At 46.6% G+C, this 21,851-nt stretch carries 14 protein-coding genes; 7 read left to right on the top strand and 7 right to left on the bottom strand.

From position 1 onward, the window contains the following. The first annotated feature begins 101 nt into the window (after nt 1-101). Both QZ076_RS06975 and QZ076_RS06970 read left to right on the top strand, forming a co-directional pair. Complete coding sequence (locus tag QZ076_RS06975) at nt 102-3,275, top strand: TonB-dependent receptor (RefSeq protein ID WP_293711735.1); 3,174 nt, start codon at nt 102-104, stop codon at nt 3,273-3,275. A 14-nt stretch (nt 3,276-3,289) separates the two neighbouring features. Then, nucleotides 3,290-5,341, top strand: a complete 2,052-nt coding sequence (locus QZ076_RS06970) for a RagB/SusD family nutrient uptake outer membrane protein (protein ID WP_293711691.1) — start codon at nt 3,290-3,292, stop codon at nt 5,339-5,341. A gap of 145 nt (nt 5,342-5,486) precedes the next feature. Here QZ076_RS06970 and QZ076_RS06965 read toward each other — a convergent pair whose 3' ends face one another. The 5 genes from QZ076_RS06965 to QZ076_RS06945 all read right to left on the bottom strand — a co-directional run bounded on the left by QZ076_RS06965 (nt 5,487) and on the right by QZ076_RS06945 (nt 14,646). Next, nucleotides 5,487-6,188 (bottom strand): NAD-dependent deacylase, encoded by a 702-nt coding sequence (locus QZ076_RS06965; protein ID WP_293711688.1) that lies wholly within the window; start codon nt 6,186-6,188, stop codon nt 5,487-5,489. A gap of 175 nt (nt 6,189-6,363) precedes the next feature. Next, the gene (locus QZ076_RS06960; protein WP_293711685.1) at nt 6,364-10,809 is read right to left on the bottom strand and encodes a hypothetical protein; all 4,446 of its coding nucleotides are present in this window, start codon (nt 10,807-10,809) and stop codon (nt 6,364-6,366) included. 35 nt (nt 10,810-10,844) lie between these two features. After that, a complete protein-coding gene (locus QZ076_RS06955; protein ID WP_293711682.1) occupies nt 10,845-11,678 on the bottom strand; it encodes a DUF6261 family protein in 834 nt (277 codons plus the stop codon). Nucleotides 11,679-11,690: 12 nt separating this feature from the next. Further along, nucleotides 11,691-12,530, bottom strand: coding sequence for a hypothetical protein (locus tag QZ076_RS06950; RefSeq protein ID WP_293711679.1), 840 nt, complete (start codon nt 12,528-12,530; stop codon nt 11,691-11,693). Between the two features lie 115 nt (nt 12,531-12,645). Then, a complete protein-coding gene (locus QZ076_RS06945; protein WP_293711676.1) occupies nt 12,646-14,646 on the bottom strand; it encodes a hypothetical protein in 2,001 nt (666 codons plus the stop codon). 482 nt (nt 14,647-15,128) lie between these two features. On the opposite strand from QZ076_RS06945, the gene QZ076_RS06940 reads away from it, so the two are divergent. The 5 genes from QZ076_RS06940 to QZ076_RS06920 all read left to right on the top strand — a co-directional run bounded on the left by QZ076_RS06940 (nt 15,129) and on the right by QZ076_RS06920 (nt 18,914). Further along, nucleotides 15,129-15,587, top strand: coding sequence for a DUF417 family protein (locus QZ076_RS06940; protein ID WP_293711673.1), 459 nt, complete (start codon nt 15,129-15,131; stop codon nt 15,585-15,587). A 5-nt stretch (nt 15,588-15,592) separates the two neighbouring features. Beyond that, complete coding sequence (gene msrB, locus QZ076_RS06935) at nt 15,593-16,675, top strand: peptide-methionine (R)-S-oxide reductase MsrB (protein WP_293711670.1); 1,083 nt, start codon at nt 15,593-15,595, stop codon at nt 16,673-16,675. 52 nt (nt 16,676-16,727) lie between these two features. Then, nucleotides 16,728-17,963, top strand: coding sequence for a spondin domain-containing protein (locus QZ076_RS06930; protein ID WP_293711667.1), 1,236 nt, complete (start codon nt 16,728-16,730; stop codon nt 17,961-17,963). Between the two features lie 80 nt (nt 17,964-18,043). Next, the gene (locus tag QZ076_RS06925; protein ID WP_293711664.1) at nt 18,044-18,628 is read left to right on the top strand and encodes a sigma-70 family RNA polymerase sigma factor; all 585 of its coding nucleotides are present in this window, start codon (nt 18,044-18,046) and stop codon (nt 18,626-18,628) included. 7 nt (nt 18,629-18,635) lie between these two features. Continuing rightward, nucleotides 18,636-18,914 carry a hypothetical protein gene (locus tag QZ076_RS06920; protein ID WP_293711662.1) on the top strand — a complete coding sequence of 93 codons (279 nt, stop codon included), beginning with the start codon at nt 18,636-18,638 and terminating at the stop codon, nt 18,912-18,914. A 35-nt stretch (nt 18,915-18,949) separates the two neighbouring features. Here the strand turns inward: QZ076_RS06920 and QZ076_RS06915 are convergent, their stop codons facing one another. After that, the gene (locus QZ076_RS06915; RefSeq protein ID WP_293711659.1) at nt 18,950-20,230 is read right to left on the bottom strand and encodes a serpin family protein; all 1,281 of its coding nucleotides are present in this window, start codon (nt 20,228-20,230) and stop codon (nt 18,950-18,952) included. Between the two features lie 126 nt (nt 20,231-20,356). Beyond that, nucleotides 20,357-21,826, bottom strand: coding sequence for a glycoside hydrolase family 125 protein (locus QZ076_RS06910; RefSeq protein ID WP_293711656.1), 1,470 nt, complete (start codon nt 21,824-21,826; stop codon nt 20,357-20,359). Nucleotides 21,827-21,851: the final 25 nt, after the last annotated feature.

Genomic DNA, 21,851 nt, shown 5'->3' with positions numbered 1-21,851 from the left:
AAAAACTATTATGTTTATCGAATGCAAATAATGCTTTGCTCCTGAAAAATCCAAAACGAGCAGGTATTATCACCAGCATTTTTCTGGCTTTTTCTCCAGTCATGAGTGCTAACGAGAATCCAGTAGCGGAACCGGATATTGTGGTGCAAACTTCTCTACAATCTTCTACTGTAAAAGGTGTCGTAGAGGATGACATGGGACCAGTAGTGGGAGCAACAGTCATTGTTAAAGGAACTGCAAATGGTACGGTGACCGATATGGACGGTAATTTTTCATTGCCCGGAGTGACGAACGGTAGCATATTGGTAGTATCGTATGTCGGCTATCTCTCTCAAGAGGTTATTTATACCGGCCAATCTTCTCTCCGGATTCTGTTGAAAGAGGATTCAAAGCAACTGGAGGAAGTAGTAATTGTAGGGTATGGTTCGCAGAAAAAAGTTAATTTGACAGGATCTGTCAGTACGGTAGATTCTAAGGTTCTCGAATCTCGTCCGGTACAGAACGTGTCTCAGGCACTTCAAGGCGTGGTCCCTGGTCTGAATATGTCGGTAGGTAGTAGTGGAGGTATGCTCGACGGACAGCTGAATATTAATATCCGTGGTGGCGGTACGATTGGTCAGGGATCGAGTGGCAGTCCGTTGGTGCTGATCGATGGTATCGAAGGGAATATGAATACCGTGAATCCGAATGATATTGAAAATATCAGTGTCTTAAAGGATGCTGCATCGTCTTCCATTTATGGGGCGCGCGCTTCGTTCGGTGTAATCCTTATTACTACTAAGAGTGGTAAAGCCGGTAAGACCCGGGTAAATTATTCGGGTAATGTACGTTTCTCCGACGCCGTCCAGGTACCGGATATGGTCGATTCTTATTCATTTGCCCAATATTGGAACAGGGCAAATACGAATGGAGGAGGGAATCCGATCTTTAATGACGACGCTATGAAAAATATCAAAGATTATATGGACGGTAAATTCACCGACCCTACCAAACCCGAATACTACGGTACTGTTGCCGGAGCCGACGGTAAATGGCAAAACTATGGAGGCGCTTTTGCCAATACGGATTGGTTTGCTGAGTTCTATCGTGACTGGGTACCTTCTACGGAACATAATCTTAGCCTGAGTGGTGGTACGGAGAAACTGACTTATATGCTCAGCGGTAGTTTCCTTGACCAGACAGGCCTTTTAAAACATGGCGACGACAAGTTCAACCGCTATACAATGAATGCAAAGATTTCGGCAAAGTTAGCTGACTGGGTCACTGTAAACTACACTGGCAAATGGACACGTGAAGATTACCATCGTCCAACCTATCTGACAGGTTTGTTCTTCCATAATATTGCACGTCGCTGGCCGACTTGTCCGGCTGTCGATCCGAATGGACATTGGCAGCGCGATATGGAAATTATCCAGTTGGAAGAAGGAGGAAAACAAACCAGTCAGAAGAACTGGTATACCCAACAGTTACAGGCCATTTTTGAACCGATTAAAGATTGGCGTATCGTTGCTGAAGGCAGCATGCGTTCTTACTACCGTAAACAGACCTGGGCAGTATTACCTATTTATGCTTACGATGCTAAAAACGAACCATATCTTCTCTCCTGGAACGGTGGTGCAGCCGGTTACTCGGAAGTATCCGACGCACGTGAGGATGAAGACTACTTCTCTTCCAATATCTATTCGGATTATACCAAATCGCTGGGCGATCATAACTTTAAAATAATGGCTGGTTTCAATGCCGAGCTTTATCGTCCCAGCGGATTGAATGGCTTTGGTACGGACCTGATCTCACCGGATGTGCCATCACTTGGCTTGACGCAGGATAATAAGAAAGCAAGCTCCTGGGCTCGTGAACGCGCCATTGCCGGTTTCTTCGGACGTATCAACTACAATTATGCCGACCGTTATATGGCGGAAGCCAATCTACGTTACGACGGTTCTTCCCGTTTTATCGGCGATCAGCGCTGGGGGCTTTTCCCTTCCTTCTCGGCTGGTTGGAATATTGCTCGCGAAGCATTTTTCGAACCTCTGAACAGTGTTGTCGGTACCTTGAAGGTAAGAGCATCCTGGGGACAGCTTGGTAATAATAATACGGACAGCACCGATGCCTGGTATCCGTTCTATCAGAACATGCCCACCGGTACGGCTTCTTCCAGCTGGCTAATAAACGGCACTCAGCAGAATGTGGCCGGACTTCCGGGTATCGTCAGCAGTCTGATGACCTGGGAAACGATCGAATCATGGAATATCGGTCTCGACTGGGGGGTGTTCGACAACCGACTGACTGGTTCATTCGATTATTACAACCGGTATACATACGATATGATCGGGCCGGCTCCTTTGTTGCCTTCTGTTTTGGGAGCCAATGCTCCGCAGATCAATAACTGTGATATGAAGTCGTATGGATGGGAATTGGAGATGTCGTGGAGAGACCGCATTCAGAAGTTTGATTATGGCGTTCGCCTGGTAGTGTCCGACAATCAGCGTAAGATACTCCGGTATCCGAATGAAACAATGGCCCTGAATACTTATTATAAAGGACAGATCCTAGGAGATATCTGGGGATACCAGACGGTCGGAATCGCACAAAGCCAGGAAGAGATGGACAAACATCTTGCCAATGGCGGTACACCCAACTGGGGGACAAACTGGGGCCCGGGTGATATCATGTATGCCAATATCGATGGTAAAGACGGTGTAGATAACGGTGCCAACACGCTTGACAATCATGGCGATCTGAAGATCCTTGGAAACAATACGCCGCGTTATAACTTCGGTCTGACATTAGATGGAGCTTGGAAAGGACTCGATTTCTCTATTTTCCTGCAAGGCATCATGAAAAGAGATTATATGCTGGGCGGTCCGTATTTCTGGGGAGCAGACGGACAAGGTGGACAATGGCAGTCCTGCGCCTTCAGTGAACATCTGGATTATTGGCGTCCGGAAGGTGATCCTTTAGGAGCCAATACCGGAGCTTACTATCCCAAACCCTATTTCAATACCAACAAGAATCAACGTACTCAAACCCGTTATTTACAAAACGCAGCTTATATACGTTTAAAGAATATGCAGATCGGGTATTCCTTGCCGAGAATGTGGACTCAAAAGGTAGGAATGGAATCGGTACGTATCTACGTTTCGGGTGACAATTTGTTGACTCTATCCGATATCAGCGGCGTATTCGATCCCGAATTACTGGGCAGCGACTGGGGAGACGGTAAACTTTATCCTTTACAGCGGACTATTTCAATCGGTTTAAATGTAAACTTTTAATTCATTGAATGAATATGAGACTAAAAATAAAACATATATATGTCGGCGCATTGATCGGTATGGCCGGATTGACAACAACATCATGTAATGACTTTCTGGAACGTGCTCCGATCAGCCAGATAACTCCGGAGTCTTATTTTACGACAGTGGATCAGGTTGGTAATTATGTGCTTAATTATTATGATTCCCAACTAGAGAATTCTAACGGGAGCAAAATGTATCATCAAACATCCTGGAATTCCGGTGTACAACGTAATGATGCCAATACCGATAATTTGCTGGCAGACGAAAGCAATCTCGGTTATTTTGCCGGAGACTGGCAGGTTCCGACCGGTAAGAGCACACAAGGTTTGCTATCCCGCGCCCGTGTATGGAATTACCTGTTCGAACAGGTACTTCCCAAAGAAGAAGCGGGTACTATCCAGGGGGCAAGCGATTTGCTCAGTCATTATATCGGTGAAGCCTATTTTTTCCGGGCATTAAGTTATTACGTAGCCCTCGTGAAATACGGCGATTTTCCGATCGTAGAAGAAGTGCTGCCCGACCAGAGCGACATACTTGTCGAACACAGCAAACGAGCTCCCCGCAATGAAGTGGCTCGTTTTATCCTGAAAGATCTCGATGAAGCCATTTCCCGCCTCAAAGATCAGGGATTTCAGATGAACCAGCGTATCAATAAACAGACAGCATTGCTGCTAAAATCGAGAGTCGCTCTCTTTGAAGCTACTTTCGAAAAATACCACCAGGGCACAGGGCGTGTACCCGGCGATGCAAACTGGCCGGGAGCTAAGATGGATTATAACAACGGTAAATCGTTTGATATACCCGGCGAAATAGACTTTTTCCTGAGTCAGGCTATGGATGCAGCGGCAGCAGTTGCCGATCAGGCTACGCTGACGGATAACTCGCATGTGATGAATCCTGCTTACGGACAGGTATACGGCTGGAATCCCTATTTTGAAATGTTCAGCACACCGGATGCGTCGGGGATTAACGAAGTGTTGCTATGGAAACAGTATAATAAGGGCCTGAGTATCTCCCATTGTGTGCCTATCCGCTTGCAGGTAGGTGACCGTACCGGAATGACCCGTGCCCTGGTCAATACGTTCCTGATGAAGAACGGCCTGCCCATTTATGCCGCAGGTTCGGGTTATCATGGTGACGTGACGGTATCGCAGGAGAAAAAAGACCGCGACGAACGCCTGCAACTCTTTGTCTGGGGCGAAGAAGATGTACAGCGCAGTGATACGAAAGACCCTACTATTGCCGATACAGGAGTTGTAGTGCATATGAAAAATTTCCGGATTATTTCAGATGCCGAACAAAACCGGGATATCACCGGCTACCGTCCGCGTAAAGCATATACCTATGACTACGATCAGAACAAAAATGACGAGTTGCTGGGTAGTAACGGTTGTGTCATTTTCAGGGCTGCGGAAGCCTATCTGAACTATATGGAAGCATGTTACGAGAAAAACGGTTCGCTCGACGGCAAAGCGCAGGGATATTGGAAAGCCATCCGCAGCCGTGCAGGTGTTGACGAAGATTACTCAAAAACCATTGGTGCGACGAATCTGGGCAGTGAAAATGATTTGGCTGTTTATTCCGGGGACCGGATGGTGGATGCCACGCTTTACAATATCCGTCGCGAACGTCGTTGTGAATTTAATGGTGAAGGTATGCGTTGGGACGATCTGATCCGGTGGCGTGCGTGGGATCAATTGCTTACGAAGCCTTATATTATTGAAGGTGTTAACTTTTGGGACGCTGCGTATCTGAAATATACGAAAATGGTGGATGGCGTGGAAGTTTCGGCCGTTGTTGCCGACGGTACCACTGAGGCTAATGTTTCCGGAAAGGAAGATAGTAAATATTTGCGTCCATTGCGTAGGACCAGTATCAACAACCAACTCTACGACGGACTGACCTGGCGCAAAGCTTTCTATCTGAGTCCGATCGGTTTGCAAGATATGCAGCTTGCCGCTACCAATCCGGAAGATATTAACACCACGGTCATGTATCAGAACCCGTATTGGCCGATGGCACCAGGAAAGGCTTTAGAATAGATAAAACACATTTAATGATTACGTAAGTTAACATGATTGATGGTTAACGAGTTCAGAGGAAGAGTGTTCGAGAGAATACTCTTCCTTTTTTATGAAAAAAGAGGATTGCGGTTTTATTTTCCGAAAGAGCTTGTATATAATGCTTTCAAAAGGCACTATCGTTCAATAAGATATTTGCCAGTTGTTTAACACCTTCCGATGCTCCGGCTTTGATGAAATGGATATCATTCCGGTAAGTGTTCACCTCTTTCGGATCGATGAGGTAGATAGGCTGTCCGCGACGTACATAGTTTAGCAGTCCCGCTGCCGGATAAACATTGAGGGAAGTGCCGATCACCACAAACAGGTCACATGATTCCACCAGGCGGATAGCAGGATCAATCATCGGGACAGCTTCACCGAACCAGACGATGAAGGGACGGAGCTGTACACCATGTGGGTCTTTGTCACCGATATGGATATCCGGATTTTCGGGCGATAAATCGTAAGTCGTATTCAGATCGCGGACGGAGCATGCCTTCATGAGTTCTCCGTGCAGGTGGATCACATTACTGCTGCCCGCCTGTTCGTGCAGGTTGTCGATATTCTGGGTAATGATATGTACATCAAAATCCTTTTCCAGTTCAGCCAGTCCGGTATGTCCGGCATTCGGCCGGGTGTTCAGCAGCTCCCGGCGTCGCTGGTTATAGAAGTTGAGGACTAATTCCGGATTGGCGGCGAAACCTTCGGGAGTTGCCACGTCTTCTACCCGGTACTTTTCCCAGAGTCCGTCTGAATCGCGGAAGGTGGAGATACCGCTTTCGGCACTCATGCCGGCGCCAGTCAATACGACTAATTTTTTTTTCATAAGGCAGTTGTTTTAGAGCTTTACAAAGATACGTAATAATGTCGCATCGTTGGATTGTCTCAAGATGTTAATTGGAAAATTTTGATTTCTGAGGGTAAAACTAGTAAAACCGTTTCAGGATAGCCTGTGGTGAGTATCGGTGGCTATCCTGAAGAGAGGGGGAGTAACATTCGAATTACGGAACAAGAATTTTGACTGCCTTATTATTAAACCGTACAATGTAAACACCCGAAGAAAGAGACTGTCTTGTCTCTCCTATAGGAATTTTCATTACCTGTTTGATTTGTCCGTTCAAGTCGATAACTGTTGCCTGTGCCGGGATGTCTGTGTAGAAGCAGAGCATTTGCTTCTCTGTCCACACATGTGTGCCCGAAGTAATAACCGCATTGGCGACAGGGGGGATGTTGGGGACGATACCGTCAATGTTGATAGTAAGGTCTGTACGGACGTATTTAATGATATATTTACCGTCGGAGGTACGAGGTTCAATCGTTTCGCCCCGATCGGTGGTGATGACGGGGGTGGACTGGTCGTAACCGGGGCTGAGGGTCAGGTAGAAACTGAAGTTGCTCCATTCCTCTACTTGGTAACTCCCGGCTATAGGGTCGGTAGTGAGTCCTTTGACGGCTGGAATAGTGACAGTATAGAAGACTGATGGGGTTTCGGGAGTCGGGTCAGGAGTCGTATCCGGTGTCGACTTTATTTTCCAGGCGATACCAAAGGGGCTGAAGCTGGTCACATTAAACTTCAATCCGACATTTGTATTTTCCAGATTTCCCTTTGCAACGGTAAATGTTTCCGTCGTACCGTCTGTTTTTAGGTGAACGATGGTGAAGGTACAGTTTTTATCCGTACCCTCGGGATAAGGATAATAAAGCAATACCGCAGAGCCTTCTTTGGGCTGTATAGGAATCATTTTCCCATCATTCGTTACTTCTACCAGTGCGATGTCGGCATAGACCAGTTCATCGAAAGATGACGTTGTTTCTTGTATTGCCTTCTCGACATTATCCTGTTGTTTTTCTTCCAGATCGCTTTTTATGAGCTTAATCGTTGAATTGGGGTCGACAGTAGGTTTGTCCGCATCGGGAATAATGCCTGTCGGCTTATCTACACTGCTTGTCGGAGGGATTATCTTGACTTCTTCTTCTTCGATAGGAGCAGCTTCTTTCTTTTTGAAAGTGGCAGCGACTGTGACCGAAGTTGTTGAGTTCTCCACAATATATTCATCTGCAGAGCCGGTTAATCCCGTAAGTGAATAGTTTTCGAATTCATGTCCCGGTAGCGGATCGTTTACCAGTTTAATTGCTGCTCCATCAGGTAAGACGTCGGAAGCATCCAATAACTGCTCGTTCCAGTATGCGTAGATGGAACCGCCATTGTCTGGTTTGGTGATGGAAAATGAAACTGCATCCTTTACTCCGGTGAATGTGCTTAGTCCGTCTGCTTGTACGGATTTGAAAAGGATAAGACTTGTCGAGCCGTCGTTGCCTTGCTGGCGGGTTAGGGATGAGGTTTCACCGCCGGATGCTTTCGTGCTTAACGTATAGGCTTTTCCGGCCGGAAGGACGGTCGCGAAATTCTTTTGTGTTACCTTCATTTCTTTGGTATAGCTCTTGTCGGTGGCAGCAATGGCGATTTCGGTCGGAACTGTTTCAAATTGCCATTCCATCCAGTTTCCGCAGAGCGTTCCGGCATTGCTGATAGCTGATTTTGTGGCTGCAGACAGGCTCAGTGTGCCATCGCCTATTACGGAGAGAATCCCATTATTTATTAATGCGTTTGCATCGGAACTATTCATCGAGCAGGAGCCTTCGACGTTAATGGTCAGAGAAGAACCATTGTTAATAGTCAGAGGAGTGCCTGTAGATGGTGTGAGATGTACATTTTGGAATGTAAGTGCCGGCCCCGGTACCGATGTTGCAGAGGTGGATATTGTCAGCGTGTTATCCACTGACGTTTCGTCGGAACTTTCGATTGTCCCGTTGAAAGGTACATCCAGGTTGTTTTCGTCTTTGTAGCTCCATTGTCCGTCCTTGTTCGAGATGGAAATGGATGAACCATCGTTGGGAAGCTTTAGCGATTGTCCGGCTACCGCAGCCAGATAGGTTGATGCCGGTAGCTGAGGTTGTTTTGGAAAGCTCCCTTTTAATTGAGGAAGATTGGTGTCGCTGAATGTCCAGTTATCATTCCAGGCTGTTTCCAGTTGGGCACGATAGTTTTCCAGATAGACATCGGCTCCGTTTTTTTCATTCGGCTTTTTATCGGTGGAGGGGATGGCTATTGCATTTGAACCTGCCTGAAGAGTGATCATCGTGCTGGCGTAGTTCGTTTCTAGCTCGGTCTTGGCTGTTCCGCTATCTATGCGTCCCAGAGCTGTGCTGTGATTAGTGAAGATTGCAGCTTCTCCGTTCGTGAAAGGTTTGTTGAGAGCCAGACAATTAATCGTGTTGGATTTGTTTCCACAGATACCACCGGCAGCAGAAAGTGTTTGGCCTGTGTTAGTCGCTTTAACCGAACCTGTGGCAAAGCCGTTTTGCAACGTGGCGTTATAATTAAAACCGGCTAATCCGCCTGCGTAGGTTTGATGCTTGGAGTTTGTGCCGGTTGCATCTATATTTGATGTGGAGTAACAATTTGATATTGTCCCTCTATTTTCACCGGCAATACCTCCTGCATTAACTAATTTTCCTGTGACTTTTATATCCTCCGTCGAATAAACCTTATCCAGTGTACCGGCGTTTGGAATGTAACTACCGATAATTCCTCCGACGTAATAGTCGCGTGTATCGTCATTGATATCGATCTTTACGGAAGAGGCACAGTTGGTAATGCTTCCATTGGTACCAGCAGTGTTGGTGATACTTCCTGCGATACCTCCTGTACAGATGGAAACGCTTCCGTATTTGTTAGGGAAGGAGGAAGAAGTTAATGTAATGCTGCCTTTTACTGTCAGATTTCTGATCTGGCAGTTTGTGATATCTCCGAATAATCCTATATATCCTGTTGTTACTATTTTTGTTTCATCAGCCAGTTTAGTGATTATCATATTAGAGATCGTGTGTGAGTTTCCATCGAAGATCCCTTTGAACACTGATGTAGCGTATCCGATCGGTAACCATTCGAAATTGTAATCGGCGGTGAGGTTTATATCATTATCCAGTATGACAGTGTTACCTTTGAAACAGTAATCCTTCGGGAAGAGAGGATCAAATGGGGAGTTTCTGCTTACCCTTACCACATAATTGATCCAGGCTAATCCGAGTGCGGTTCTGACGTGATAGATATTGCCTTCGTTTTTTTCTTCGATCCAGATATCCAGATCCTGACTGTTGATTGTGCTTACATTGGCATTGTAAATCTGGAACCAGTTGTTAGCGGCCGAAAGGTAAGTGCTTTTAGATAGATTATCAGATGGCTGTGACAGACCGGTTGGCCATGTCGAGTAACTTCCATCTGCATTTTTTATTTTCAGGCGGGGAAGATTATCTCCCGATGTATCCCATGCATCGCCAAGAAAAGTAAGAGAGGTTTGAGTATAACAGTCGTGACCGTGCTTTTCTTGATTGTCGGAAGGGATAAATGTTGCGGGTGTATCTCCATTATAAACTTGCATCTTGGCGGTTGCGTAGCTTAAGGCATCAGTCTTTCCGTAGGAACCGACACGATAGTAGTTACCTCCTGCTGTGTATTTGATAGTCGGATTTAAAGCTAGACAGCTTGTCGAGCTTCCGTATGCTGCAATACCGGCGACTGTTTTTCCTTCTAAAGAGCCAGTGGCAAAACAGGTGGTTATAGAGTTGTTAGTTCCATTAGCGAATCCTACTATTCCACCGACTAGAGCTCCTGCGCCGGATATATCAATTGTAGAGTAGCAATTTTTAATTGTACCAGTATTGGAATATCCGGTTATACCTCCGATATTGTTTTCACCGTTATTTGTATCTGTTACTGTGATTGTTCCATTGCCGGTTGTATAGCAGTTATCTATGCTGCCGTTTGCTTTCAAGCAACCAGCTATGACTCCGACATAGTTGTTTGTTAGATTTATTTGTATTCCTGTCGTTGATAGTTCGACTCCAAGATTTTGTATTTTAGTTCCTTCTGCAAGTCCGAATAGTCCAATGGGAGTATAAGTATTTTGGGTTATTGTCAGTCCTTTTATCAGATAGCCGTTTCCGTTGAATGTGCCTTTGAAAGTAGTTCTGTTTGCGTTAAAAAGATCACCTTTTCCTATGGGTATCCAGCTTTTATCTGTTACCGGAAGAGTGGCATCTGCAAGATCGATGTCCTGATCTAATGTTACTGTACAATTTTCAAATCCTGTTGTGGCAGGAGCGTGGGTTAGGGTGGAAGATGTTTTTTTATTATTTGTCACCCACGCAATCCAAGCGAGTCCCAGGGGGGTATGAACTGTATAGTTTGCGTTGTCGATGGTTACATCTTCGTCTGATCCGCTGGAGCCGACAGTGGCTGTTTGTCCGTAGGCGGCCCAGTCTGCAAAAGGGCCGCCTGTATCCTGCGCAAAGATTATTCCGGGGAGGAACATAAGCAGCATGCTGCTTAAAAGCTTGGCGTAACATGAACGCCAAGCTTTTAAGATATTAGAGAATATTTTCATATAGATCATATTATAATCGTGAATGTTGTTGATACTTATTCAATAACCGGCCTGTCGTCGTCGTCACCTCCACCGGGGATATCCGGCTCTTCGGGTGTCGGATCGGGTGTCGGATCGGGCGTGGGATCGGTATCGTCGTTGCCGCGGGATGGACTGGAAGGGCCTCCTTTGGCTGCAATCAGGTCTTTGTATTTGCGGTAGATCTGGTTGACGATGTCGATGAAGTTATTGATTTCATCGGTCGGTTTGAGTACGGCATAGGCGTTGACGCGTTGAACGATGAGGTCGAGCATGTCGTCGGTTGCTTTGCGGGCTTTGGAGGTGTCGGTTTTTACACGACCGGCATACTCGTCGGTGCGCGAGGCGTCGAGGGCTTTATAATCCTCGTTCTGAGTTTTCAGTTGTGCAAAATAAACCGTTAGGTTCAACGTTGTAGCGGCCGCTTCCAGGTCGGGGCTTCCCAGGTCGGAGAGCAGACCGTCGATCATGGCTGTTTCTTCGCTGTAAGCTTTGTTGTAGAGGTTTTTGTAGGCCCGGAGCAGGGCATTCAGTTTTTTGGCTGCGGTTTGCATAGCAGCATCGGGGCAGGTCAGGTAGCTGGTTACCATCGAAGTGATAAACTGGTAAGTTTTATCGCGTTCCGCATCTTTGGCTACCAGCTCGTCGGTAGTTGCGCTTTTACTGATGCGATTGACGCATTTACCTTCACGGTCGATACATTGTTTGTAACCCGGAGCGAGATCCTCGAGATGCAGCTCTGCGATAGTAAAAGCCAGAATACGGTCGTAAATCTCGGTATTCATCGCTGTATGGGCAGAATTGCTTAGTTTTGTTCGGCTAATAGTTCCGATCTGTTTTGCTAATGGCATACTATTCGTTGTTTATATATTTGTAAAATAAGAAGATTTCGTTTGAATGTCTGGAATATTGCCGTAGACCTGCCGAGGTATGACTGAGGTCTTCGACATCCTTTCTGAGGCCTCCGGAGGTATCACGGAGGCTTCAGAGACTCTTTCGGAGGTCTCCGGAGCGATCACTAAAGCTTTCGACATTGTTTCGCAGGGGGTGGAAGGCATGGCTGAGGTCTTCGCGGTATCTCCGGAGGCCTCTGTCGGTATTTCAGGTTTCTTGGCGGCTTTCGCCGGTTGCCGGGAGGCGGTTATTCCGACGTTGCGTATCCAATTATCTATTGTTTCGCGCTCGCCGAGCGACAATTTGCGTTTGAAGCGCGAGCGGGTGGTGTAAAGACTCTTTTCGTCGATCTGCAGGATCTGTGCGATTTCCTTATTTTTTTTGTTCAGACGGATCAGAATGCAGAGTTTTTCTTCTCCTTCAGTGATGCCGGGAATCATCTCCCGGAGAGTTTGTATAAATTCCGGGTTGTGTTTTCTGAAAGAGAGGAAGAGGTGGAATACTTCTGTTTCTTGAGAGATATTTTTTGAAGTAATATTCTTTAAATGTAATTGTATATTCTCATTGACCTCTCTGATGCCATGCTGTACGTTTTCTATTTCCGTATGAAGGTGATGTATGCGTTTGTGGTAGTATTTGATACTTTTGACAAGCCAGTATAAAATAAAGATCGAAGCAAAGAGAAATATATACAGATGATCGGGGACATCTTTGTTTAAAACAAAATCATCCAGGATGAAGAGGATTGTGATGGTAATGATCCATCCCCCTGCGATCAGAAGTAGTGCTATTTTACGTGTGTTCGTCATGTTGATAGAATTTATGACGAAACTATGAAAATAGATCCCCTGATGAAAGAAACACCTATTGACAGTTTACTGTACAAAAATATGTACAGCCTTTAATTCGTTGGAATGTAGCAGATTAAAAATCTTTCAGATACTCTTCCAGTGAAATGTCTTTCTGTATCTCCATTTTTTTACGCAGGCGCGAACGTGAGGTGTGGACGCTCGCGCGGTTGTTTCCGAGTGCAAAAGCAATCTCGTCGGTGGTTAGTTGCAGGCGGATGAGCATGGCCAGCAGTTCTTCGCTGCGGGTAAGGCCGGGGCAGACTTTGCGCAGGCGGCTGAGGAATGCCGGATGAATAAGTCCGAACTGCCGACGGAAATCCTGTTCTTCTTCGGTGGTGAGGAGGCGGGGCGACAGGTTGTTGATAATTTCCTGCAGGCCGGTACGGGCATCGAGCTGTTCGAGTTCGTTGCGGAGTTCCTCATTTTTGCGGTTCAGTTCCTGGCGGTCGTTCAGCATTTGCCGGAGCAGACGTTCTTTTTCTTCAAGCAGGAGGCGGGCTTCGCGCTGGCGGATCAGGTCGAGTTCGTGTTGTTTGCAATCGGCTATATGTTGCAGTTTGAGTGTCCGTTGACGCATGATAAGGCAAATAGCGAAGACGCATCCCAGCAGAAGCAGGGAGATGATGATGACGATATTGTATTTGATTGTCTTTTTTTTCAGTTCGACTTCGGAGTGAAGCAGCTTGTTTTGCTGTTCCTTCTCCCGTGTTTCGTATTTGACGCGGAACTGGGAGATCAGCCCGGCATTGCGGCGTTCGGTGAAACGGCTGTTTGCCTGGTTTGCCAGTTGGTAGTAGCGGCTGGCTTCGGTATGATTGCCGGTGCGGCTGTAAAGTTCAGCCAGCGAGTAATAAATATGGCGTTGCTGGTTGAACAAGTTGTTGCGGGCGATGTAGTCGCAACAGATCGAATAGGTTTTGATGGCCAGCTGATCGTCACCCTTGTCTGCCAGAACGTCTCCCAAAAGACGGCAGGAGAGAACGGATAGGTTGTCGAGCGATTGTCCGGCCAGTTCGTCTATCATTTTGCGGGCACGCGGGAGGTAACCGGAGTCGCCTTTTGCCGCTGTGCCGATACTCAGTATGCAACAGTAATTATCATAGAAACGATGGTAGAACGTAGGTTGCGAACGGTCGGGCAGGCGTGTGCCGATACTGTCGATCAAGCTGGCGGCCGTAGGATAATCTTTTTGCAACAGGGCATAGTAGGCGGCCAGGTTGTCGACGCGGAGGAAGGCATCGGTGACGCCGCACGTATGGGCAGCCTGACGGGCTTTATCGAGATGGTTCTTTACTTCCTCTTCTATTCCCCATTCATCGAAGAGATGAACAGTGTTTACTTCGGCTGCACAGAGGCCGTATGGGTTCTGCTCGCCCTGACCGGAGACAATCAGACTGTCGTAGGCTGCCAGCGCCTGATCGAATACGCCTATCTGCTGGTATTGGTAGACGAGGTTGCCGAAAACGAAGGCCATCTTTGTCTTGTCGGGCAAGGTGCGGAGGATGGCGAGGCTGCGGTTGTTGCAGTCGATGGCTTTGCATATTTGTCCTATCTGGTTGTAGATAACGGACGATATACCATAGTCGACGTAGAGGCGGTCGGGACTTCTTCCCTCTTCCGGGCGCGCCAGGGTGCTGTCGATGAGGACGGCTGCCTGTTCGGGTTGGGTCGCTTCGTAAAGGGCGTAGGCGGTACATATTTCGATATCGCGCGGCGAATAGCGCACGATCCAGCAGTTGTCGTCGTGGCGTAGGCGGGTGAAGTACTTGGCACCGTCTTCGCGGCGGTTGGCAAAGATGTAGGAATACATGAGTTGCAACAGGGCATCGGCTTGTATATTGAAAACGGAATCTTCCTGACCGGCGACCGGGGAAAGTGTGATCAATTCTTTGTAACGGTCGATGGCGGCAGAGAAATCCTTGTTTTTCTGCAATTCTTTCGCTTCTTCAAACAGGGTTTGCTGCTCGGAGATACTCTTGCCTGTGGTTGCAGCAACAGGAAACGTCAGACTGCAGACGATTAACAGGAGGAGTAGTGGCACAATAATATTAATACAGTGTCTTTGCTTATTCATGAAAAAATGTTTGGACTGCAAATGTAATAAGTTTTGATTATCACGGCAAGAAAGGGGTAAGGTATTGCGGTTTTATTTTCCGAAAGAGCTTATATATAATGCCTTCAAAAGGCACTATCACTCAATAAGATATTTGCAAGTTGTTTTAACACCTTCCGATGTCGTAAGTCGTGTTGAAGTCGCGAACGGAACAGGCTTCCATCAACTACCCGTGCAGGTGGATCACATCACTGCTGCCGGCGCCGGTCAATATGACTAATTTTTTTTCATAAGGCAGTTGTTCGATGAATATGTAGGCAAAGATACGAAATCTGTGATGAGGTTATGTAAATAAAAGTGTTTTGTTCATTGCTTATAATTAGCGTTTTACATCTTGTCTTGAAGAAAAATGAAAAAAAGTGCTCTTATTCTTGTCAGTATTCCGGACAAAGGACGACTAAATTATCAAAGAACAAAAGTAGTCAGTATAAATAAAAAAGAATATGAAAACAATAATCAGTAAAATCAGCTCTCTTTTCCCTTGCTTCGCCAAGGCCGGACATTATGTGTCGCTTTCGGGTATCGTTGTAATAATGGTTTGGATCGGTGTCTTTAAATTTACTCCAACCGAAGCGGAAGGTATTAAGCCTCTGGTCGAAAACAATTTCTTGCTGTCATGGCTTTACGACGTGATGAGCGTGCAGCATGTGTCCAACTTGTTTGGTGTCCTAGAAATAGCAACAGGCTTGCTTTTACTGTTAAGTATAAAGATAGACGTTTTGAGAGTCTTTGCGGCATTAGGACTTATTGCTACATTCCTTATTACATTCACTTTTCTATTTACCACTCCCAACACCTGGAATGTGGTAGACGGAGTCCTTACTACAAACTTCTTTATATTGAAAGACATTCCGATGCTTGGACTGGGTATGATGTATTTAATTAAAAAAGAAAGAATATAAAGAGTATGAAAAAGATAAAGAACATAATTGTAATACTGATAGTTTTTACAGGCGGGCTGCTGAATGCCTGGAGTATGAATGTTACAAAAAAGACAGAAATGAAAGAGCAACATGAGATTTATTTCGCAGGCGGATGCTTCTGGGGCACCGAACATTTTATGAAACAAATTCAGGGTGTGGTATCCACCCAAGTCGGATACGCGAACGGAAATATCAAGAATCCCACTTACGAACAGATTTGTTCGGACGATACCGGATTTGCAGAAACAGTCAAGGTTAGTTACTTGCGGGAAAGTGCTGATTTGGCATTCCTCATTGACTTGTTTTTCAAAACGATCGACCCGACAAGCGTCAACCGGCAGGGGAACGACAGGGGTAGCCAATACCGTACCGGTATCTATTATACGGATAAAGCCGACTTCCCGATCATCCAAGCAACCGTAGCGAAGCTGGCAAGGAACTATTCCAAGCCTCTGGCTATCGAGGTAAAGCCGCTCTCCAACTTCTATAAGGCGGAAGAATATCATCAAGATTATCTGGACAAGCATCCGAACGGCTATTGCCACATCAGCCCGGAACTGTTCGATATGGCGAAAAAAGCGAGTTTGCAACAAACATCGGCTAAGGATGAAAGTGAAATGGCATACGAAAAGCCCGATGATGCCGCATTGCGTGCCACACTGACTGCCGAGCAATATGCCGTAACCCAACAGAATGCAACCGAAAGAGCTTTCAAAAACAAATATTGGAATGAAATGCATGAGGGCATTTATGTAGACATTACCACCGGCGAACCTTTATTCGTCTCGACCGATAAATTCGACTCCGGATGCGGCTGGCCTAGCTTTTCCAAGCCGATAGACAATACGCTGATAAAGGAGAATACGGACAAGTCTCATGGCATGACCCGGACAGAGGTGCGCAGCAAGACCGGCGACGCCCACTTGGGACATCTCTTCAACGACGGGCCGCGGGCTAAAGGCGGATTGCGTTACTGCATCAACAGCGCTTCCCTGCGCTTTATCCCGAAAGAAAAGATGGAAGCGGAAGGCTATGGGAAGTACCTGCATTTGCTAAATAAAAAATAAGAATATATATCATCAGAACATTAGTAATACAAACAATTAATAAGAACGCTTTATGAAAAAGAATTTAGTATCAGTAGCTGCTTTATCGGCTTTACTTTTAGTTGGAACAGTTTTGACATCGTGTGATAAGGATGAAGATACACCGATGCCTGTCCAGATGACGTCATCGTTTTCTATTGAGAATGTAGTATCTGCGAAAGACTTTGTAGAGAGTGGAACTTTTGTCGGCATAGGCGGTCCGGGTGTAGACGCTCCGGTTGTGCTTCCCGGTTCATCCATTAAGTTCAGCTTCTCTGCCGGAAAAGGCCAGTCGCTTATGTTTGCCACCATGTATGGCGCATCGAAAGACTGGTTTTTCGCCCCTGCCAACCCCGGCCTTCAGTTGTTTGATGCCAATGGCAAAGCGATGACAGGCGATGTTTCGTCGGAGATTAAATTATGGGACAACGGCAGTAAAGACAATGTTACCGGTGAAGCCGAAGACGGTAAAATTATGATGGTACCCGAAGTCGATGCTTCCGGGCTGATGAAGCTCGAATTGGCTTTCGACGAACCGTCGTCAGAGTTTACGCTTACTATAACAAACACGTCGGGCGGAACGGAAAACGAAACTCCTTTTTCTCCGGGCGTATGGGCTATCTCCAATGTCTTGGGAGGCAAGTTACTGAACGAAGCGCCTTTCTTCGTTGAAGGCGAAAAGACAAACGATGAGATTACCGCTATTGCTCAAATGGGTGATAACGCACCTTTATCCAAAAAGATCAGCGACAATACGGGTATTATTACCGGTATCTCCCCGGCAGTAGTTGTTGTCTATACCGGCGACGTTAATCCGATATTCGAACTGAACAAGAAAGATGCAGGCATGGGCTTGAAGAATCTGGCACAGATGGGGGATGGCTCGGTTTTGAAAGTAGCCCTCGAAAAAATGGATAATGTGAAGAAAGTGTACATTGCCGGCTCGGCAGCTATGGGGCCCGGTGGAAGTGCAGAGGTGCAACTCGAAAGTGTTGAAGGAGACAATATCGCTTACGCCTCTATGTTCGGTTACTCGAATGACTGGTTCTATGCCAACGAAGCAGCTGTACCGGCTACATTCAAAGGTGATGCAACCGGTAAAACCGCCCTTTTCGATGACGGTACGGCTGTCAGCCAATATCCTGGAGCAGGTAACAGGCAAGGATTATTTGTCGGCGGTTCGGAAGCGGAAGATATGGTAATCATGAAAGTGGGTGATAAATATCCTGTACCGGCAGTAAATGAGGTGGTAAAGATTACAATCCGGTAAAAAATCGTATATTGGGACGCTTTAATAATCGGGGTAGGAACGACTCTTGTCCCGATTGCCGGTATTTTTAAAATACATAAATGAAAACTATGCAGGAAAATAACTTAACACGCTGTTCTTGCGATTTGGAGAAATGGATAGATGAATATTCCCGGGCTTTGCTGGATCGTGCCTGTTATTTGCTGTCCGACAAGGAAGATGCAAAAGATGTCGTACAGGAGGTGTTTCTGGCAGCCTTTAAAAATAGTGCTTCGTTTAAGGGGAAGAGTTCGCCTCTGACCTGGCTGATGGGGATCCTTCATCACAAGATAGCGGATATCTACAAGAAACGCTACCGGGATGACTCCGTCCCCTTGCATTTCGAACAGGTATTTGATAAGCATGGCGAATGGAATGAGCACGATGTCCTCGACCCCTGGGAGATGGAAGAACATTCCACCGGCGCTTTACTGAATAACGAAGAATTTTGCGAAACATTATCCCGCTGTATAGAGCACCTGCCCCAACAATGGCGTATGCTGGTAAACTTATGCTATCTGCAAGGGCAAAAAGCGGCCAGGATTTGTGAAGAACTGAACCTCTCTTCCGCCAATTACTGGAAGCTGTTGCAACGAAGCCGCCTTCAGTTGAGAGAGTGTATAGATATTCATTGGTTTAAAATGTAAAGGTAAGATGTGGAAAGATTTTATACATATATTCGTTTTATCTTGTAAGCAAGCCACTTTCCTGATCGAAAAGCGGCTGCATGTGCCTTTATCCCGGCGGGAAAAACTACAACTCGGAATTCACCTTTCTATCTGCCGGCTTTGTCGTGAATACGACAAGAAAGCTGCTTTCCTGAACGGTATCATGAAAAAGATTCTCTCCCGAAAAGAATCCCGCAGCCAGTTCCATCCGGATGAACTCCGCGAGTTTAAGGATAAATTAAAGAACAAGATTAATAAGAAATAGCCTTGAGAAATATTCCCAAGGCTATGAAAAGGCGATCAGGGCTTTTCTACTTTTCCAGCGAAGAGGATGGCACCTGTGCTGTTTTCTTTGATGATGTATCCGAAAGGATGGTCGAAACATATTCTGTAAGGCCAGGGATTGAACTCTATCGGATCTCCCGTCGAGGTCTCCATACCGCCGATGGTGGCTGCGGCTGCTTCCGTTCCGATTTCGTTCACTTCGAGGTATGTTTTTTGGAGCAACATATTAATGTATAAAGCCTCGCTGCATGCCTTCGAGAAGTCGGCCTTGTCGGTAAACGCCTTTTTAATGCCTAATGCCTGCATCGGCTCGATCAGGTTGAGCGAGTTCTCTATCTTGAAGCGCGGCAGAAGGAGTTCGGGACTGTAGGCGATCGTATTTTCCATCCAGTTGTTCCACTTTTCCTGGTCGAGACCGGCGATGATGTCGTCGATATTCTTCTCTTCGGGGATGGAGGGCATAAAGACAACCATGCTCAACGCCTTGTTGCCGTAGGGTAATTCTACGGTGGTCACTTCCCTGTCACGGTAGACGTTGAAGTCGTTTTCCTGCTTCATCATATCGACTTTCGGAGTCTGGCCGTCCGAGGTGTAGAAGGTTTCTTCCTTTGTATCTTCTTTCTTGAACTCGTCCGTCCATTGCCCTTTGAAGTAGATGGCATTCAGCAGGTAGCAGACGGCACCGGGGGATACCTCGCGGATGATTTCAGGAATAAGCTGGTTGGTCTTTTCGCTACACCAACCGTTGATCTTGCCGACAAGTCCGTCGTCGAAAGCTTCGTTCCGGACTTCTGCGTCGTAGTAAGTCGTATTGAGCTTCACGAAGTCGGGCAGCAAGTTATAGCTCTTGTTCGCCCAAATGCTGTTGGCGCTGCTGAGTAGCGTCCTGCCATCCAGCTTGGGCAGTTCGGTTTGCATCGTTTGCACATATTCGTTGATTTCTTCGTTGGAGAAACCTTTGTAGCCAAGGACATCCCGGATTTCCTCATAGGTGTCGGTATCGGCTCCGTTAAGGAGCATACCCAGGCAGAAGCCGACGCTGAGAGGGGAGATACAGCTGTTTTCCTTAGAGGAACCGGCTATTTCTTTAAACAGTTTAAAGGCAAACTGTTGACTGATGGCGTTCACCTCTTCCGATTTGGTGGAAAGGGGAATGTCGTAACGTTCAGTGTCTGTTCCGAAAAGGGCGGAAGGGTCGTCTTTCGGATTGTCTTTCGGAGTATCTATCGATTCATCCGAACTGCATCCTGCCAGGCATACGGCAAACAGGATGAAACAGCATATCGCAGTTCTCATAAGCAATGATTTTATAGGTGCCGTAAAGATAGACGTTTTGTTATGGATATCCTACTTTGCCGGCAAATAAAAAGCCCCGGATCGAAATCCGAGGCTAATCTATTGCGGTATATTTACAGGATTTTTTTATCCCAAATTATTCAATATATCCTTCTTCCCTTCCTGTACCAATCGGTAAATCATTTCGCCGAACAAGGTGTTTACCCAGGCAAACCAGGAACGGGTGAAGTTCTTTGGATCGTCTTTGTGGAACGATTCGTGCATGAAACCGGTTTCGCCGTCGGTATCGCGCAGCATTTTTACGCAGTGACGTATCTCTTCGTTGTCGTTGGTCGTGTTGCAACGCATGATAATACTCATCGGCCAAATAAAGTCGAAACCGATGTGCGGGCCACCGATACCTTCGCCGGCTTTCCCTTTGAAGAAGTATGGGTTGGAAGAGCTGAGCACCAGTCTGCGGGTATTCTGGTATACCGGATCGTTTACGTCGATGCATCCCAGGTAAGGCATTGCCAGCAAGCTCGGAACATTGGCATCGTCCATGAAAACATGATTGTAGAAGCCGTCTGCTTCAAAAGCATATACTTTACCGAATTCAGGATGTTCTACGATTCCGTATTTTTCGATGGCGGCAGCCACTTCATCTGCTAATGAGTCGCACTGGCGGGCAAAGTCGTTGTCCTTTTTTATATCGCGCATCATTTCGGCCAGTTGGCGCAGGGAAGTGACGGCAAACATATTCGACGGGATCAGGAAGCCAAACAGGGAAGCATCATCCGAAGGACGGAAAGATGAAACGATCAGGCCGACGGGATTTACCGGGCTACCGTAACCGTCGTTCAGTAAGGTATCGCCCTGGCGATCGGTCTTACGTGAGAAACGGTAAGGGCCGAGGCCGTCTTTGCGCTGTTGTTCGATGAAAGTCTTATAGACGGATTTCATCGCTTTGTCCCAGTCTGCGTCGAAAGGCGAAGTGTCGCCGGTCTTTTTCCAGAAATGGTAAGCCAGACGGATCGGGTAACAAAGCGAGTCGATTTCCCATTTGCGTTCGTGAAGTTCCGGCTTCATGTCGGTACGGTCGCTTTCCCATTCGCTGCCTGTCGGGCCTTCGTTGAATCCGTTTGCATACGGGTCGATGTTGATACACCAGGTCTGACGGTTGATTACACCGGCCAGCATGGTTTTAACTCTCGGGTCTTCATTGGCGAATTTAATGTGAGGGAAAACCTGTGCCGACGAGTCGCGCAACCACATTGCGTGGATGTCGCCTGTCAGGACGAAGGTGTCGGGTTTACCGTTCAGCATCTTATGTTCACAGGTGGTATCTAGTGTGTTCGGGAAACAATTTTCGAACATCCAGGCCAGTTTCGGGTCTTTCAGTTGGGCTTTCGTTGCTTTGATAGCCTTTTCTACAGCTTCCGAAGTGAACTGGCGTTTTTCCGGTGCCGGACGAAGACATGTGTACTGTGAAGTTTCAGAAATAACCGGTGAACCAGTAGCGGCTGACTCGGCGATGTGGGCAAATGATTTTTGTCCTACCAGCAGGCCTGCCAGTGAGAGGCTCCCGGATTTCAGGAAGTTTCTACGTGTAGTCATGATGAGTTTACGTTTTTGTTTTATG

Origin of the sequence: uncultured Parabacteroides sp., assembly GCF_905196875.1 — a bacterium.
Classification (GTDB): domain Bacteria; phylum Bacteroidota; class Bacteroidia; order Bacteroidales; family Tannerellaceae; genus Parabacteroides.
This window is presented reverse-complemented; position numbering and strand designations above follow the sequence as displayed.